13 protein-coding genes are annotated in these 16507 nt (G+C 63.5%); 9 read left to right on the top strand and 4 right to left on the bottom strand.

Features of this window, described 5'->3' with window-relative positions; genetic code table 11:
* Positions 1 to 47 precede the first annotated feature (47 nt).
* The 6 genes from ACZYGA_RS01770 (at position 48) to ACZYGA_RS01745 (ending at position 6297) form a co-directional block, all read left to right on the top strand.
* Entirely contained in the window at positions 48 to 1214 is a 1167-nt protein-coding gene (locus tag ACZYGA_RS01770) for an acyl-CoA dehydrogenase family protein (protein WP_136938721.1), read from the top strand.
* A 54-nt stretch (positions 1215 to 1268) separates the two neighbouring features.
* Positions 1269 to 2087 (top strand): enoyl-CoA hydratase, encoded by an 819-nt coding sequence (locus ACZYGA_RS01765; RefSeq protein ID WP_077374805.1) that lies wholly within the window; start codon positions 1269 to 1271, stop codon positions 2085 to 2087.
* On the top strand, positions 2084 to 3268 hold the full coding sequence (locus ACZYGA_RS01760; protein WP_077374801.1) for an enoyl-CoA hydratase/isomerase family protein: 1185 nt from the start codon (positions 2084 to 2086) through the stop codon (positions 3266 to 3268). Before ACZYGA_RS01765 ends, ACZYGA_RS01760 begins: the two co-directional genes overlap by 4 nt.
* Positions 3269 to 3353: 85 nt before the next feature.
* Positions 3354 to 4268 (top strand): 3-hydroxyisobutyrate dehydrogenase, encoded by a 915-nt coding sequence (gene mmsB / locus ACZYGA_RS01755; RefSeq protein WP_084208097.1) that lies wholly within the window; start codon positions 3354 to 3356, stop codon positions 4266 to 4268.
* A 63-nt stretch (positions 4269 to 4331) separates the two neighbouring features.
* A complete protein-coding gene (locus ACZYGA_RS01750; RefSeq protein WP_404625103.1) occupies positions 4332 to 4745 on the top strand; it encodes a rhodanese-like domain-containing protein in 414 nt (137 codons plus the stop codon).
* Between the two features lie 166 nt (positions 4746 to 4911).
* A complete protein-coding gene (locus ACZYGA_RS01745; protein ID WP_404625104.1) occupies positions 4912 to 6297 on the top strand; it encodes an MATE family efflux transporter in 1386 nt (461 codons plus the stop codon).
* A gap of 156 nt (positions 6298 to 6453) precedes the next feature.
* Here ACZYGA_RS01745 and ppnP read toward each other — a convergent pair whose 3' ends face one another.
* Together ppnP and ppsR are read right to left on the bottom strand one after the other, a co-directional pair.
* A complete protein-coding gene (gene ppnP, locus ACZYGA_RS01740; protein WP_077374792.1) occupies positions 6454 to 6741 on the bottom strand; it encodes a pyrimidine/purine nucleoside phosphorylase in 288 nt (95 codons plus the stop codon).
* 75 nt (positions 6742 to 6816) lie between these two features.
* Entirely contained in the window at positions 6817 to 7650 is an 834-nt protein-coding gene (gene ppsR / locus ACZYGA_RS01735; protein ID WP_077374789.1) for a posphoenolpyruvate synthetase regulatory kinase/phosphorylase PpsR, read from the bottom strand.
* Between the two features lie 394 nt (positions 7651 to 8044).
* Between ppsR and ppsA the strand changes: the two genes are divergently transcribed.
* Positions 8045 to 10432, top strand: a complete 2388-nt coding sequence (gene ppsA / locus ACZYGA_RS01730; protein WP_255304432.1) for a phosphoenolpyruvate synthase — start codon at positions 8045 to 8047, stop codon at positions 10430 to 10432.
* Between the two features lie 462 nt (positions 10433 to 10894).
* Entirely contained in the window at positions 10895 to 12160 is a 1266-nt protein-coding gene (locus tag ACZYGA_RS01725) for a dicarboxylate/amino acid:cation symporter (RefSeq protein ID WP_218015147.1), read from the top strand.
* 99 nt (positions 12161 to 12259) lie between these two features.
* Here the strand turns inward: ACZYGA_RS01725 and rraA are convergent, their stop codons facing one another.
* The gene (gene rraA / locus ACZYGA_RS01720) at positions 12260 to 12760 is read right to left on the bottom strand and encodes a ribonuclease E activity regulator RraA (RefSeq protein WP_404625107.1); all 501 of its coding nucleotides are present in this window, start codon (positions 12758 to 12760) and stop codon (positions 12260 to 12262) included.
* Between the two features lie 332 nt (positions 12761 to 13092).
* On the opposite strand from rraA, the gene ACZYGA_RS01715 reads away from it, so the two are divergent.
* Positions 13093 to 13713: a porin family protein gene (locus tag ACZYGA_RS01715; RefSeq protein WP_077374780.1), complete on the top strand. Its 621-nt coding sequence runs from the start codon at positions 13093 to 13095 to the stop codon at positions 13711 to 13713.
* A 173-nt stretch (positions 13714 to 13886) separates the two neighbouring features.
* Here ACZYGA_RS01715 and acnB read toward each other — a convergent pair whose 3' ends face one another.
* On the bottom strand, positions 13887 to 16490 hold the full coding sequence (gene acnB / locus ACZYGA_RS01710; RefSeq protein ID WP_303565536.1) for a bifunctional aconitate hydratase 2/2-methylisocitrate dehydratase: 2604 nt from the start codon (positions 16488 to 16490) through the stop codon (positions 13887 to 13889).
* Between the last annotated feature and the right edge of the window lie 17 nt (positions 16491 to 16507).

The following is a 16507-nucleotide window of genomic DNA, read 5'->3' as shown; positions in this document are numbered from 1 at the left end:
CTCGGCGGGCCTGGAGATAAAGAACAAGGACAACAGGAGGCAGCTGCATGAACTTTTCGCTGACCGATGACCAGCGTGCCCTGCAGGAGGGCGCGCGTGCCTTCGCGGATGCCGAGCTTGCCCCGCATGCCGCCGAGTGGGACGCCACGGCCCATTTCCCCATCGAGACGCTGAAGAAGGCGGGTGAGGCGGGCTTCATGGGGCTCTATGTCCCCGAGGAGCACGGCGGCCTTGGCCTGCCGCGTCTGGACAGCTCCATCATTCTCGAGCAGCTGGCCACCGGCTGCATCTCGACCACCGCCTACATCACCATCCACAACATGGTCGGCTGGATGATCGCGAGCTTCGCCAGTGACGAGTGCCGCGAGCAGTGGGTGCCGGCGATGGTGGCGGGCGACAAGCTCGGCTCCTACTGCCTGACCGAGCCGGGCAGCGGCAGTGATGCCGCCAGCCTGCGCACCCGCGCCGAGCGTGACGGCGATGATTACTACCTGAGTGGCTCCAAGATGTTCATCTCCGGTGCCGGGGCGACGGACGTGCTGGTGGTGATGGCGCGCACCGGCGAGCCGGACAGCGGCGCGGCGGGTATCTCGGCCTTCGTGGTGCCAGCGGATGCCGACGGCATCAGCTACGGCAAGAAGGAAGACAAGATGGGCTGGAACAGCCAGCCGACCCGATTGGTGAGCTTCGATCGCGTGCGGGTCCCGGCGGGCAATCGTCTGGGCGAGGAGGGCGAGGGCTTCCGTTTCGCGATGAAGGCGCTGGATGGCGGACGCATCAACATCGCCACCTGCTCGCTGGGCGCGGCCCAGAAGGCGCTGGAGCTGTCGCGGGATTATCTCGGCGAGCGCAAGCAGTTCGGGCGCGAGCTGGCGCAGTTCCAGGCCCTGCAGTTCAAGCTGGCCGACATGGCCACCGAACTGACCGCCGCACGCACCCTGGTGCGACTGGCGGCCTTCAAGCTCGATGAGGGTGACGGCGAGGCCAGCGCCCACTGTGCGATGGCCAAGCGCTTTGCCACCGACATGGGCTTCGAGGTCTGCAATCAGGCACTCCAGCTGCATGGCGGCTACGGTTATATCCGCGAGTACCCGTTGGAGCGGCTGGTGCGGGACACCCGTGTGCACCAGATTCTGGAAGGCACCAACGAGATCATGCGTCTGATCATCGCGCGCCGTCTTCTGACGCCGGGGATGATCGAGTCGCTGGCGTAACGGCGCCTCCACTTCAATTCGTCAGTGGTTACCACCTTTTCAGGGAGTTACGTGATGTCATCCAATCAAGGGCCATGCCTCGTTCTCGAGAAGGATCGTCATATCGCCCGTGTCACCATCAACAATCCGCCGGCCAACACCTGGACGGAGGCGTCCTTGATCGAGCTGGAGCAGTTGCTCGATGAGCTGGAGGGCGATGGCAGCGTCAGTGCGGTGGTGATTACCGGTGAGGGCGACAGGTTCTTCTCCGCCGGCGCCGATCTCAAGACCTTCGCCGACGGTGACAAGGGCGTGGCCGCCACCATGGCGCGCCGCTTCGGGCTGGCCTTCGAGCGGCTGGCCAACTTCCCCGGCGTGACGATTGCCGCCGTCAACGGCTACGCGATGGGCGGTGGGCTTGAATGCGCGCTGGCCTGCGATATCCGTATCGTCGAGCGTCAGGCGAAACTGGCGCTGCCGGAGGCCAAGGTCGGTCTGCTGCCGTGCGCGGGCGGCACCCAGCACCTGCCGTGGCTGGTCGGGGAGGGCTGGGCCAAGCGCATGATCCTGTGTGGTGAGCAGGTGGATGCCGAGACCGCCGGCCGCATCGGGCTGGCCGAAGAGGTGGTCGAGACCGGCCAGAGCTTGGAGCGCGCGCTGGCGATGGCCGAGAGCGTCGCCAACCAGAGCCCGAGTGCGGTGGCGCGCTGCAAGGCGTTGATCATGTCATCTCGCCATCGCGGCATGAGCGATGGCCTGCGCATGGAACGCGAGCTGTTCGTCGAGCTGTTCGATGACCCCAACCAGAAGGAGGGCGTGAGTGCCTTCCTGGAGAAGCGTGCACCGCAGTGGGTCTCGCATCAGAAAGAGGTGAAGGGAGGAGGGCGCTCATGAGCCAGATAGAAGGTGTCACTGCCAAGGCCGCGACCGATGTCGAGGCGCCCGTGGTGTTCGAGACGCGTCGCGCCCGCGACGGCAAGCAGCTGGGTATCATGCGCCTGAATGCGCCGCGCTCGCTGAATGCGCTGTCGCTGGCCATGATCGAGCGCATCGAGGCCCAGCTGGATGCCTGGGAGCTGGACAGCAGCATCGCCATGGTGTGGCTGGAAGGCGCCGGCGAGCGTGCGTTGTGTGCCGGTGGCGATATCGTGGCGCTCTATCAGGCGATGACCACGGCGCCTGCCAGCGAAGGCGCAGACCCTCTTGAAGCGCTGGAGGATTTCTTCGCCACGCGCTACTTCACCGCGGAATACCGGCTCGATCACCGGCTGCATACCTTCCCCAAGCCGCTGCTGGTGTGGGGCGGCGGCATCGTGATGGGCGGCGGCATGGGGCTGTTCGCCGGCGGTTGCGAGCGCGTGGTCACCGAAAGCTCACGGCTGGCGATGCCGGAGGTCAGCATCGGCCTGTACCCGGATGTCGGGGCCAGCTGGCTGCTCAATCGCCTGCCGCGTGGCATCGGCGAGTATCTGGGAGTGACCGGCGCGCAGCTGAATGCCCGCGATGCGCTGGATCTCGGGCTTGCCACACGTCTGATTCCCGACGCGCAGCGCGAGGCGCTCAAGCAGGCGCTGTGCGAGGGGGAATTCGGGCGTCATCCGTCGCGTCATCTGAGCCAGGTGCTGAGCGAGTTCGAGCGCCGTGAGCTGGCGCCGCCGGGACAGGTCATGCCGCTCTTTGATCATCTTCAGCAGCTGGTCGCCGGGCGCGAAGTGCTGAAGGCCTGTCAGCGGATCCTCGATGATCCCCAGGCGCGCAGTGACTGCAATGCATGGCTGAACGCCAATCGCGAGCGTCTGGAAGCCGGCTGCCCCAGTTCCCCGCATCTGGTATTTCGCATGCTGGCACGCCATCGCCACTCCTCGCTGGCGGAAGCCTTCCGCGACGAGCTGACCCTGTCGGTGCGCTGCTGCATGGGCACCGAGCTTGCCGAAGGAGTGCGCGCCCTGCTGATCGACAAGGACAGACAGCCGCAGTGGGCCTATGCCTCGATCGCGCAGGTCTCCGAGGAATACATCGACGGCTTCTTCGCGCCGCTGTGGGAAGAGGACGAGCATCCGCTGATGGATCTGTAAGCGCGCTTTTCAGCACGGGCGGCAGGTGCGGACATGCCGCCGGACGCCAATGACAACAAGAACCTGTTCACGAGGAAGCATTGCCATGACATCCATCGGTTTCATCGGGCTCGGCAACATGGGCGGCCCCATGGCCCTCAATCTGGTCAAGGCCGGCCATGAGGTGAAGGTCTTCGATCTGGTCGAGTCGGCCATGAGCCAGCTGGTCGAGGCGGGTGCCTCACGCGCCGAGTCGCCACGCCAGGCGACAGAGGGCGTTGACGTCGTCATCAGCATGCTGCCGGCGGGGCAGCACGTGCGAAAGCTCTATCTGGGTGACAAGGAAGACGGCGAGGGTGGCCTCTTGGCGACACTCGACGCTTCGGTACTGGTGATCGACGCCTCGACCATCGCGCCGGATGATGCACGTCTGGTCGCTCGCCATGCCGCCGAGCGTGGCATCACCTTCATGGACGCCCCGGTGTCGGGCGGGGTCGGTGGCGCACGTGCCGGCACCCTGAGCTTCATCGTCGGTGGTGAGGCCGACGGCTATGCGCGTGCCGTGCCGCTGCTGGAAGTGATGGGCAAGAATCTGTTCCATGCCGGCCCGGCCGGCAGCGGTCAGGTCGCCAAGATCTGCAACAACATGCTGCTGGGCATCCTGATGAGCGGCACCGCCGAGGCGCTGGCGCTGGGGGTCAAGAACGGACTGGACCCGGCCGTGCTCTCGGAGGTGATGAAGCAGTCCTCCGGCGGCAACTGGGCGCTCAACGTCTACAACCCCTGGCCCGGGGTGATGGAGGCGGCACCTGCGTCCAACGACTATCAGGGCGGCTTCCTGGTGGACCTGATGGCCAAGGATCTCGGCCTTGCCTGGGAAATGGCGCTGGGCTCGAAATCGGCAGTGCCAATGGGCTCCCAGGCGCGTAACCTGTTCGCCCAGCATGCCGCCCAGGGTGCGGGACGTCTCGATTTCTCGAGCATCCAGCGTTTCTATCGTTGCGGCGAGGCGGATGTGTGAGGTGTCACGCAGGCGGTGAGTGGCATGCATCATCAGGACGATATCATCTGCAAGGAGGACCCCATGATTCGACCGGTCAGTGAGCTGGTGGCAGCGGCCGAGAAGGAGATCGACACCCTGTCGCCTGAGGCGCTGCGTCAGGCGCTGGAGGAGTCTCGCGCAGGCGGTACACCCCTGATCCTGGTGGATATCCGCGATGTGCGTGAGCTGGAGCGGGAAGGCCGCATTCCCGGGGCCATCCATGCGCCACGCGGCATGCTGGAGTTCTGGGTCGACCCGGCTTCGCCCTATCACCGTGCCGATTTCGCCCGTGAGGGACGTTATGTGCTGTTCTGCGCCGGCGGACTGCGCTCGGCGCTGGCCACCAAGTCGCTCAAGGACATGGGATTCGGGCCGGCCGCCCATCTCGGGGGTGGCTTCGCGGCCTGGCGTGAGTCGGGAGGCGAAGTCATCTCGCCCTTCATGCAGGGCAACTAGTCCGGTTTGCAGCCCCTGAGCCGCAAGGGAACTGCTCTCGCCGCGCGGATGTCTTACACTGTGCCCGTCCTGCACGACGGATTGCACGACAGATCGTACGATCGATAGCCCCCGATGGCCCCGCAGGCAGCTCGCCTGACGGGGCCGTTTACTGTCCGGAGCCTGCATGCCTGAGCCTGCCAACCCCACGTCCTCTTCCTCTGCCAGAAACCCGTCCCCGCGTGGTCGGCGTGATCTGCTGCGTGATCCGATCGCCTCGACGCTTGCCCGCATGACGGGGCCGGTGATCGGCGGCATCGTCACCATGATGCTGTTCAACCTGGTGGATGCCTGGTTCATCGCCCAGCTGGGCACCGCGGAGCTGGCGGCGGTCACCTTCACCTTTCCGGTGACCTTTGCCGTCATCAGCATCGCCATCGGTCTGTCCATCGGCACCACCGCCGTGGTGGGACGCAGGCTCGGGCGTGGCGAGTTCGAGACGGTCAAGGCGCGGGCCACGGATGCCAGTCTGCTGGGGCTGCTGCTGGGCGTCATGATGATCGTGGCGGGGCTTGTCAGCATCGGGCCGCTGTTCGGGCTGCTGGGGGCCGATGACACCCTGATGCCGCACATCCAGGACTACATGCAGGTGTGGTACTTCGGGGCGCCCTTCGTGTTGCTGCCACGCGTGCTGGGCAGCGTGCTGCGCGCCGAGGGCAATACCTTGGTGCCCTCGCTGGTGATGGCGGCGGCAGGGGGTCTCAATGCGCTGCTCGACCCGCTGCTGATCTTCGGCATCGGAGATTGGCAGGGCATGGGCGTTGCGGGGGCGGCGTTGGCCACGGTGCTGTCGTGGCTGGCGATGACGCTGGGCTTGCTGGCATTGCCATTGCTGCGCGCGCGGCTGGATCTGCATCAGCTGTCGCTGACACGTCTGATCACCTCATGGCGAGAAGTGGGGGCCATCGGCCTGCCTGCGGCCATGACCAGCGTGATGACGCCGATCGCCACGGCGCTGGTCACGCGGATCGTCAGTCAGCATGGTCATGCCGCCGTCGCGGCCTATGGCATCGGTTCACGCATCGAGTCACTGGCGCTGATTCTGGTGCTGGCACTCTCGATGACGCTGTCACCCTTCATCAGCCAGAACGATGGTGCCGGGCAGCACCGGCGGGTATGGCGAGCCATCCACGGCATACTCGGCTTCATTCTCGTCTGGCAGCTGGCGGTCTGGCTGGGGCTGGGGCTTGGCGGTGAGTGGATCGCGGCGCGCTTCGCTGAAAGCCCGGAAGTCGCGCAGCTGGTGGTCACCTACCTGTGGCTGATTCCCGCCGCACTCGGCGCCCAGGGCGTGATCATCCTCGCCAATTCCAGCCTCAATGCGCTGCACGAGCCACGCCGGGCGATGACACTCTCGCTGGTGCGACTGTTCGCTCTGCTGGTGCCATTGGCCTGGCTTGGGGGGGCTCTTCACGGTGTGGTCGGTATCTTTGCCGGGGTGGCGGCAAGCTATCTGCTGATGGGCGGTATCAGTTATCTGGCGCTGCGCTCCGTGCTCAGGCGACGCGTCTGAGCCTGATATCGAGAAGCAGTCGTCGTGACGAAAGAAGCCGCCGTGCTTGAGGGCACGGCGGCTTCTTCATGTCTGGCTTTCAGTGCCTTGGGCGGCTGTTGCCCAGTGCCTCAGGCGGCTTATTCCCAGTGCCTTAGGCGGCTTATTCCCAGTGCCTTAAGCGTCTTCGTACTTGCACAGATAGGCGGACTCGACCGTGGTGCGCACCTCGAAGCTCTGGTTGGCTTCGACGATGAAGCTTTCCCCGGCGGCAAGCTGGTACCACTCTTCCGCACCCGGCAGCAGTACCTGCATGTCGCCGCTGATCAGGGTCATGTATTCGCGTTGGCTGGTGGAAAACACGAATTCGCCGATGGCCATCACGCCGACCGTGGCAGGCAGATCTGCGCTCTGGAAGGCGATGGAGGCCACCTGGCCGTCGAAGTAGTGGTTGGTGTGGAACATGGGGAGACTTCCTGCGTGAGTAGGGGGTTGTTGTGGTCGATGTGTGTTGTTGGGGGCGTAACGTAGCGCCGGGTATCAGCGCGGTGAGAAGCGGCGTGCCAGGCCGGTCTCGGCGATCATGCGCGTCGAGATCTCTTCGATCGAGAAGCGCGTGGTATCGATGTAGGGCACCTTGGAGCGGCGGAACAGCGCCTCGGTCTGCTCGACTTCCTGCAGACACTGGTCGATCGAGCAGTAGCGACTGTTGGGGCGACGCTCGGTACGGATGGCAGCCAGGCGGCGCGGGTCGATGGTCAGTCCGAACAGCTTGTGGCGATATTGCGCCAGTGACGCCGGCATCTTGAGGGTGCCGGATTCGTCGAGATCATCCTCGGTCAGCGGGTAGTTGGCCGCGCGGATGCCGAACTGCAAGGCCAGATACAGCGAGGTCGGGGTCTTGCCGCAGCGTGAGACGCCGATGAGGATGACGTCGGCCTTGTCGTACTGGTGGGTGCGCGCTCCATCATCGTTGTCGAGGGCAAAATGCACCGAATCGATGCGGTTCATGTAGACATCATCCTGACCGATGGAGTGGGTCTTGCCGACGCTGTAGGACGAGTGGGTATCCAGCTCCTCTTCCAGTGGCTTGAGGAAGGTGGAGAAGATGTCGACCTTGAAACCGGAGGATTCCGAGATGATGTCACGGATGTCCTGATCGACGATGGTGTCGATGATGATGGGGCGCTCACCGTCCGTGGCGTGGGCGCTCTCGATGGCCTTGACCAGCGCCGTGGCCTTCTCGGAGGAGTCGATGTAGGGCTTGGTCACCATGCGGATGTCGGTGTTCTCGAACTGGGCCAGCAGACTGCGTCCCAGTGTCTCGGCGGTGATACCGGTTCCATCGGAAATGAAGAAGGCGGTTCGGGTCATGACGGGCACTCGTGAAGAACGAATCGAAGACACAACCCGGCGCAGGGTGTCGTCTCGTGAAGTCCCAAGTGTCGGCGTTCACTGTCGTGCTTGCAATATCCGGCGGATGGCCAGTGGTGCGATATGGGAAATCTCGTGTTCCCGTTCTCCGGCAAAGCGGCCCATGACTACATTCCTGTAGCGGCCGTTTCTGGCTTGTCGACATGTTCGGCGACGATGGCGACAGAACGCCTGAAACAGTCTCAGGGTTGTAGTCCTCCTCCACTGACTAGCCGGTTAGACCAATGGCTAATACTAGAGAGAGCTTGTTAGGGTGGCGTCATTGCTGAGCGGAAGGCGGTTCAACGTCCTCCATCGGTCATTCGTTTCCATCCATTGGTACCAGGGGGTTCCCTTGTCACAGCAAGCCACATCCGAATACGTCGTCGATTTCGATCAGCTCGGCATGAACGATGTTGATCGCGTTGGCGGCAAGAACGCCTCGCTCGGTGAGATGATCTCCAATCTGGCCGATGCCGGTGTCACCGTGCCCGGCGGCTTTGCGACTACCTCCTTTGCCTATCGCGAGTTTCTGGCTCACGAAGGCCTCGACAAGCGTATCAATGCCGCCCTCGATGCTCTCGATGTGGATGACGTGGTCGAACTGGCGCGCGTCGGTGCCGAGATTCGTCAGTGGATCATCGATACGCCGCTGCCGCCGGCCTTCGAGGCCGAGATGGAACGTGCCTATGCCGAGCTGCAGGCCAGGCACCCGAATTTGAAGGTTGCCGTGCGCTCCTCCGCCACCGCGGAAGATCTGCCGGATGCCTCCTTCGCCGGTCAGCAGGAAACCTTCCTCAACATCGAAGGCTTCGACAACATCAAGCGTGCGGTTCACGAGGTGTTCGCGTCACTGTTCAACGACCGCGCCATCTCCTACCGCGTGCACAAGGGCTTCGATCACTCACTGGTCGCGCTGTCTGCCGGCGTACAGAAGATGGTGCGCTCCGAGACGGCCGCTTCCGGCGTGATGTTCACCCTGGACACCGAATCCGGCTACCGCGACGCCGTCTTCGTCACCGGCTCCTGGGGTCTGGGCGAGACCGTGGTGCAGGGCGCGGTCAATCCTGACGAGTTCTACGTCCACAAGACCACGCTGGCCGCCGGCCGCCCGGCGGTACTGCGCCGCAACCTGGGCTCCAAGCTGATCAAGATGGTCTACACCGACGACACCAGCGCCGGGCGTTCCGTGGCGACCGTCGACGTGCCGGTGCCGGAGCGTCATCGTTTCTGCATCAGTGATGCCGATGTCGAGGCACTGGCGCGCCAGGCCATGATCATCGAGAAGCACTACCAGCGTCCGATGGACATCGAATGGGCGCGTGATGGTGACGACGGCAAGCTCTACATCGTCCAGGCGCGTCCGGAAACGGTCGTCAGCCAGGAAGAGGGCGGCAACCTCGAGCGCTTCCAGCTGCGCGAGAAGGGCCGCACTCTGGTCACCGGACGTGCCATCGGCCAGCGTATTGGCCAGGGCGCAGTGCGCGTGATCGACAACCCGGAGCAGATGGACAAGGTGCAGGTCGGCGACGTGCTGGTCACCGACATGACCGATCCGGACTGGGAGCCGGTCATGAAGCGCGCTTCCGCCATCGTCACCAACCGTGGCGGCCGTACCTGCCACGCGGCGATCATCGCGCGTGAGCTGGGCATTCCGGCCGTCGTCGGCTGTGGCGATGCCACCTCGGTGCTCGCCGAAGGCCGCGAAGTGACGGTCTCCTGCGCCGAAGGCGATACCGGGCATGTCTATGACGGCATCCTCAACTTCGACCGCACCGTCACCAGCGTCAACGAGATGCCGGAGATTCCGTTCAAGATCATGATGAACGTCGGCAACCCGGACCGCGCCTTCAGCTTCTCGCGTCTGCCGAATGCCGGTGTGGGCCTGGCGCGTCTCGAGTTCATCATCAACCGCATGATCGGCGTGCACCCCAAGGCGCTGCTTGACTACGCCACCCTGCCCATCGACCTGCAGCAGACCATCGATGCGCGTACCGCCGGCTACGCAAGTCCGGTCGACTTCTATGTCGACAAGCTGGTCGAGGGCATCTCCACCCTGGCGGCCGCCTTCCACCCGCAGAAGGTCATCGTGCGCATGTCGGACTTCAAGTCCAACGAGTACGAGAACCTGATCGGCGGCAAGATGTACGAGCCGGGCGAAGAGAACCCGATGCTGGGCTTCCGTGGCGCCTCGCGCTACGTGTCCGACACCTTCCGCGACTGCTTCGATCTCGAATGCCGTGCCCTCAAGCGTGTGCGTGACGAGATGGGGCTGACCAACGTCGAGATCATGGTGCCCTTCGTGCGTACCACCGGCGAGGCGGAGCAGGTCATCAAGCTGCTGGGCGAGAATGGCCTGGTGCGTGGCGAGAACGGTCTGCGCGTCATCATGATGTGCGAGCTGCCGACCAACGCGCTGCTGGCGGATCAGTTCCTCGAGCACTTCGATGGCTTCTCCATCGGGTCCAACGACCTGACCCAGCTGACCCTGGGGCTGGATCGCGACTCCGGCATCGTCGCTCACCTCTTCGATGAGCGTAACCCGGCGGTCAAGCAGCTGATGTCGATGGCGATCCGCGCCTGCAAGGCGCAGGGCAAGTACGTCGGCATCTGCGGCCAGGGGCCGTCGGATCATCCGGAGCTGGCCAAGTGGCTGATGGAAGAGGGCATCGACAGCGTCTCCCTCAACCCGGATTCCGTGCTGGAAACCTGGTTCATGCTGGCGGACAAGGAACTGGCCTGATCCCGCTCGCGAGCGGATGTGATGCTCAGCCTCGGTATCTGACCCAGTGAGAGGCCCTAAGCTGGCGTACTACCAGATGCTGGCGCCAGTCGCCGGCTGATCTAGCGCCCACTGCACATCATGTGCGGTGGGCGCTTTTCATTTTCTCGCCCGAAAACTGAATGGATGGTCAGCTCGCGACACTAGACCAATGGTGTAGAAACCGGCAGAAGCATGTCAGTTCGTAACAAATAGCAACAAAATGATCTCGAATCCGCGACTAAATGATGATCATCCTGCCTCGTGTGGAAAAGGCAGTCATTTATAATCCCAGCCACCCCGCTGACCACAATATCCATGGTGGCTATGAATCCATGGTGACCATGCATCCATGGTGACCATGACGGCAGGCCTCACCGGTAGCCAGCAATGCGGTGGCACGCAACAACCGACCTTTCAGACACAATCCAAGGTAGTCGTAACGTGAAACAGTCTTTATGGAAGAACATCGGCGTCCAGGTAGTCATCGCCATGATACTGGGCGCTGGTGTAGGCGCTTACATGGGCGAGAGCGCCGCGATGTTCGCGCCACTCGGTGAGCTCTTCATTCACCTGATCAAGATGCTGGTGGTACCGCTGATCGCGGTCTCCATCGTGTCGGGAGCCGCCAATCTGGGCGATAGCCCTTCTGCCGGCAAGATCGGTCTCTCCACCTTCGCCTTCTTCATGCTCACCTCAGCCGTGGCGGTGATGCTGGCGCTGGTGATGGGGCATGTGTTCCAGCCGGGCAGTGGGGTGGATCTGGAAAGCGCCAAGGGCATGTTCTCCAACGCCTACGCCGACAAGGGCAGCGTGCCGGGCGTGATGGATACCATTCTGGGCATGGTGCCGACCAATATCTTCGGCGCACTCACCGATGCCAACATCCTGCAGATTCTGGTGTTCTGCCTGTTTCTCGGCATTGGCCTGTCCAAGACCGGCGAGCGTGGCAAGCCGCTGATCGAAGGCCTGAATACCGTCATCGAGGCCTTCGTGTGGATGATCAATGTGGTGATGCTGATCGCGCCGATCGGCGTCTTCGGTCTGATGGCGGATGCCGTCGGCACCTTCGGCTTCGATGTGCTGACCCTGGTGATGAAGCTGTTCCTCGTCTACATGGGCGCCATCCTCATCTATGGCTTCGTGTTCTACCCGCTGGTGGTCAAGTTCGGCTCTGACGTGCCGCTGGGTCGCTTCCTGTCGGTGATGAAGAAGCCGCAGGCCGTCGCGCTGTCCACTGCGTCCTCCATGGCGACCCTGCCGGTCAACATGGAAGTCTGCGAGAAGGAGCTGGGCCTGAAGAATGCCACGACGGCCTTCGTGCTGCCGCTGGGCGCGACCATCAACATGAGCGGCAACGCCATCTATTACGGGCTGGTGGCGATGTTCTTCGCCCAGGTCTTCAACGTCGATCTCGGCTTCTCCGCCTACGCCGCCATCGTGTTCACCGCAACCCTGGGTGCCATCGGTCAGGCTGGCGTGCCGGGGCCGTCGTTCCTGGTGGTTGCCGTGCTGCTGGCGGCCGGCATTCCCATCGAGGGCCTGCCGCTGCTGTTCGCGCTGGATCGTATCTTCGACATGACGCGTACCGCGCTCAACATCACCGGTGACGCGGCCTGCGCCGCCGTGGTGGATCGCTTCGCGCGTGCCGATGATGCGGTCGCCGAGCGCCAGGACACTGCAGCAGGTGAGCCGGTCAGCGTGCGCTGAGACAGACACGACTGACAGGAAAACGCCCCCGCAGCCAGAACGGTTGCGGGGGCGTTTTAATTGGGGGCTTGAACGGTTCGACCGGTGGTCGGGAACCGGTCAGGGCGTCGGCTGGGTGCGAATCAGCGCTTCCTTCGAGGTGACGATGCCGTTGTTGTCGGCATAGAGGAAGTCGCCCGGCACGATGGTGACACCGGCAAAGGTGACCGGGATATCGCGCTGGCCTTCGCCACGCTTGATGCTGGGACGCGGATAGCAGCCGAGTGCCTGCACGCCGAGCTGGGTGGCGTGGATCTCGTCGACATCACGGATGCAGCCATACATGATCACGCCGGCCCAGCCGCTCTTGGCGGCCTGCTCGGCGAGCATGTCGCCCAGCATGGCGCAGCGCATCGAGCCACCGGCATCGACGACCAGCACGCGCCCTGCACCGGGTTCCGCGACCGCCGCCTTGACCAGCGAGTTGTCCTCGAAGCACTTGATGGTCACGACTTCGCCGCCAAAGGACTCGACGCCGCCGTAGTTGATGAACAGGGGCTCGAGGACTTGCACATCAGGGAACTCATCGCAGAGATCGGGGGTGGAGAGGGAGTGCGTCATGTCGGATTCCTTGTGCTGGGCGGCCCGGTGAGGGTCGCTTGGGGACGGAGCGCTGGCGATTGCTGCAATGCCACAACGTCGAGAATGCCCGATACGCCAAGGCTTTGCACCTGTGCGAAGGGCTAAGCGGGCCTCGGGCGCGTGCAAGCGAGGGACGGGAGGGTCACGAGGGCATGTTGCTGACTGGCGACGTGGGAAGTAGTGAAAACGCCACTCTTGAAACACCGTTCGATATCTACCACGATGCTCCTGCACCCATGGCAGGCGACGTTGAACCAGACTGCCTCTGGCAGGTATCCGCCTGTGCCGCCCATTGGATCAAGGAGCAACACATGAGCAAGTCACGTCTTCTGGCCGCCCCGTTGGCCACCGTTTCCTTCGCCGCTCTCGCTCTGGCGCTCAGTGGACACGCCCAGGCGGCAGGCAATGCCACCGAAGGGCTCTATATCGGTGCCGGTACCGGTTTTTCCAGCCTGAAGAACGATGATTCCGATGAGGCCGGCGATTTCATCGACTCCGGCAGCGATGACTTCGACGTGGATGATGACGACAACGTCTACAAGGCCTTCGTGGGCTATCAGTACAACCCGTACTTCGCCACCGAAGCCTTCTATACGGACCTCGGGACCGTTCAGCTCAAGGGCAATGACTTCGGCAATACCGATCTCAAGTCCAAGGCCTACGGCGTCAACGTGGTGGGTATCCTGCCGATCGGCCAGTACTTCTCGCTGTTCGCCAAGGCGGGCATGGCCAAGTGGGAAACCGATGTCGACGGCAATCTGGGCGATTCCAGTGTCGACCTGAAGGACAATGACGGCTTCGACCCGGTCTATGGTGCCGGTGCCCAGGTCAATCTCGATCCGTTCCTGATCCGTGCCGAATACGAGCGTTATGACTTCGACAGCGACTATCAGGTAGATGCCTTCACGGCCTCTGTCGGTTACAAGTTCTAGGCCGAGCAGGTCGTCAGGCCGTCTCGGGCGGCGGGCGAGAACGCCAGGCATGAAAAAACGGGCCGTCCCTGATGGGGCGGCCCGTTTCGTTGTCTCGCTGGCAGCTCTGGCGTGACCAGTGACGGCTGCGGTCCAGAGAGGCGCCGGACATTGGAGCCCGGCGCCTCGCCTGATCAGGCTTCCTGAGTGACCGGAATCACGTTGGAGGCGGCATTCTGGAACTCTTCGATCTCATGGAAGTTCAGGTAACGATAGATCTCGCCGGCCATGGCATCGAATTCGCCCATGTAGCCCTGATACTCCTCGACGCTCGGCAGACGACCGATGACCGCGGCGATGGCGGCCAGTTCGGCAGACGCCAGGAAGACGTTGGCGCCGTCGCCCAGACGGTTCGGGAAGTTGCGCGTGGAGGTGGACACCACGGTGGACTTGGCAGCCACACGTGCCTGGTTACCCATGCACAGTGAGCAGCCCGGCATTTCCATGCGCGCGCCGGCACGGCCGTAGATGCCGTAATAGCCTTCGGCGGTCAGCTGGTGCTGGTCCATCTTGGTCGGCGGTGCCAACCACAGCTTGGTCTTCAGGCTACCGGCCGGCTGCTTCTCGAGCAGCTTGCCGGCGGCACGGAAGTGACCGATGTTGGTCATGCACGAGCCGATGAAGACCTCGTCGATCTTCTGGCCGGCCACGTCGGACAGCAGACGCGCATCGTCCGGGTCGTTCGGGGCACACAGCACCGGCTGATCGATCTCGTCGAGGTCGATCTCGATGATCTCGGCGTATTCCGCGTCCTTGTCGGCACGCATCTGGCTCGGGTTGGCCAGCCACTCTTCCATGCCGGCGATACGACGCTCGATGGTACGGGCATCGCCGTAACCGTTGGCGATCATCCACTTGAGCAGGGTGATGTTGGACGTCAGGTACTCGGTCACGCTTTCGTCGGACAGCGTGATGGTGCAGCCTGCGGCGGAGCGCTCGGCAGAGGCGTCAGACAGCTCGAAGGCCTGCTCTGCGGTGAGATCTTCCAGACCTTCGATTTCCAGAATGCGGCCGGAGAAGGCGTTCTTCTTGTTGGACTTGTCGACGGTCAGCAGGCCCTGCTTGATGGCGTACAGCGGGATGGCGTGGACCAGGTCACGCAGGGTGATGCCCGGGCGACGCTTGCCCTTGAAGCGCACCAGCACGGATTCCGGCATGTCCAGCGGCATCACGCCAGTCGCGGCGGCGAAGGCCACCAGGCCAGAGCCTGCCGGGAAGGAGATGCCCATCGGGAAGCGGGTGTGGGAGTCACCACCGGTACCGACGGTGTCCGGCAGCAGCATGCGGTTCAGCCACGAGTGGATGATGCCGTCACCCGGGCGCAGCGACACGCCGCCGCGGTTCATGATGAAGTCCGGCAGGGTGTGGTGAGTCTCGACATCGACCGGCTTCGGGTAGGCGGCGGTGTGGCAGAAGGACTGCATCACCAGGTCGGCCTGGAAGCCCAGACATGCCAGATCCTTCAACTCGTCGCGAGTCATCGGGCCGGTGGTGTCCTGGGAGCCGACGGTGGTCATCTTCGGCTCGCAGTACATGCCCGGACGCACGCCTTCCATGTTGCAGGCCTTGCCGACCATCTTCTGCGCGAGGGTGAAGCCCTTGCCGGTGTCCTTCGGCTGCTCCGGCAGGCGGAAGACGTCAGACGCTTCCAGTCCCAGCTCGGTACGTGCCTTGTCGGTCAGACCGCGACCGATGATCAGCGGGATACGGCCGCCAGCACGCACTTCGTCCAGCAGGACCTGAGTCTTGAGGGAGAAGGTGGAGATGACTTCGTCGGTGTCGTGACGGCAGACCTTGCCTTCGTACGGGTAGATGTCGATGACATCGCCCATGGCCATCTTCTCGACGTCCATTTCCACCGGCAGGGCACCGGCATCTTCCATGGTGTTGAAGAAGATCGGCGCGATCTTGTTGCCGAACACGAAGCCGCCAGCGCGCTTGTTGGGCACGTTCGGGATGTCGTCACCGAAGAACCACAGCACGGAGTTGGTGGCGGACTTGCGTGAGGAGCCGGTACCGACCACGTCGCCGACGTAGGCGACCGGGAAGCCCTTGGCCTTCACTTCCTCGATCTGGGCCAGCGGGCCGATGACGCCTTCTTCCTGCGGGATGATGCCATCACGCGGGTTCTTGAGCATCGCGTTGGCGTGCAGCGGGATGTCCGGACGTGACCAGGCGTCAGGCGCCGGGGACAGGTCGTCGGTGTTGGTCTCGCCCGGCACCTTGAAGACGGTCAGGGTGATCTTGTCCGCCAGGGCGGGCTTTGACAGGAACCATTCGGCGTCCGCCCAGGACTGCAGCACGGATTGCGCTACGGTGTTGCCGGCCTTGGCGCGCTCGGCGACATCGTGGAAGGCATCGAACATCAGCAGGGTGTGCTTGAGCTGTTCGCCGGCTTCCTTGGCCATGGACTCGTCGTCCAGCAGCTCGACCAGCGTGGCGATGTTGTAGCCGCCCTGCATGGTGCCGAGCAGCTTGGTGGCGTGGGTCTTGTCGATCAGCGGTGAAGAAGCTTCGCCACGCACGATGGCGGTCAGGAAGCCAGCCTTGACGTAAGCGGCTTCATCGACGCCCGGCGGGATGCGATTGGTGAACAGGTCGAGGATGAACTCTTCTTCACCGGCCTGCGGATTCTTGAGCAGTTCGACCAGATCAGCGGTCTGCTCTGCATTCAGCGGCTTCGCCGGGATGCCCTGCTGGGCGCGTTCTTCAACCTGTTGACGGTAGGCTTCAAGCACGTGGGAGACCCTCATCT

It is taken from the genome of Cobetia sp. BL01, from assembly GCF_056493605.1.
The sequence above is the reverse complement of the archived record's forward strand: the minus strand, read 5'-3'. Positions and strand labels throughout refer to the sequence as shown.

Excerpts from the sequence above, each read along its gene's own strand:
- ACZYGA_RS01770 (WP_136938721.1), top strand. The coding sequence starts at position 48 with ATGAACTTTTCGCTGACCGATGACCAGCGTGCCCTGCAGGAGGGCGCG.
- ACZYGA_RS01765 (WP_077374805.1), top strand. The coding sequence starts at position 1,269 with ATGTCATCCAATCAAGGGCCATGCCTCGTTCTCGAGAAGGATCGTCAT.
- ACZYGA_RS01760 (WP_077374801.1), top strand. The coding sequence starts at position 2,084 with ATGAGCCAGATAGAAGGTGTCACTGCCAAGGCCGCGACCGATGTCGAG.
- mmsB (WP_084208097.1), top strand. The coding sequence starts at position 3,354 with ATGACATCCATCGGTTTCATCGGGCTCGGCAACATGGGCGGCCCCATG.
- ACZYGA_RS01750 (WP_404625103.1), top strand. The coding sequence starts at position 4,332 with ATGATTCGACCGGTCAGTGAGCTGGTGGCAGCGGCCGAGAAGGAGATC.
- ACZYGA_RS01745 (WP_404625104.1), top strand. The coding sequence starts at position 4,912 with ATGCCTGAGCCTGCCAACCCCACGTCCTCTTCCTCTGCCAGAAACCCG.
- ppnP (WP_077374792.1), bottom strand. The coding sequence starts at position 6,741 with ATGTTCCACACCAACCACTACTTCGACGGCCAGGTGGCCTCCATCGCC.
- ppsR (WP_077374789.1), bottom strand. The coding sequence starts at position 7,650 with ATGACCCGAACCGCCTTCTTCATTTCCGATGGAACCGGTATCACCGCC.
- rraA (WP_404625107.1), bottom strand. The coding sequence starts at position 12,760 with ATGACGCACTCCCTCTCCACCCCCGATCTCTGCGATGAGTTCCCTGAT.
- ACZYGA_RS01715 (WP_077374780.1), top strand. The coding sequence starts at position 13,093 with ATGAGCAAGTCACGTCTTCTGGCCGCCCCGTTGGCCACCGTTTCCTTC.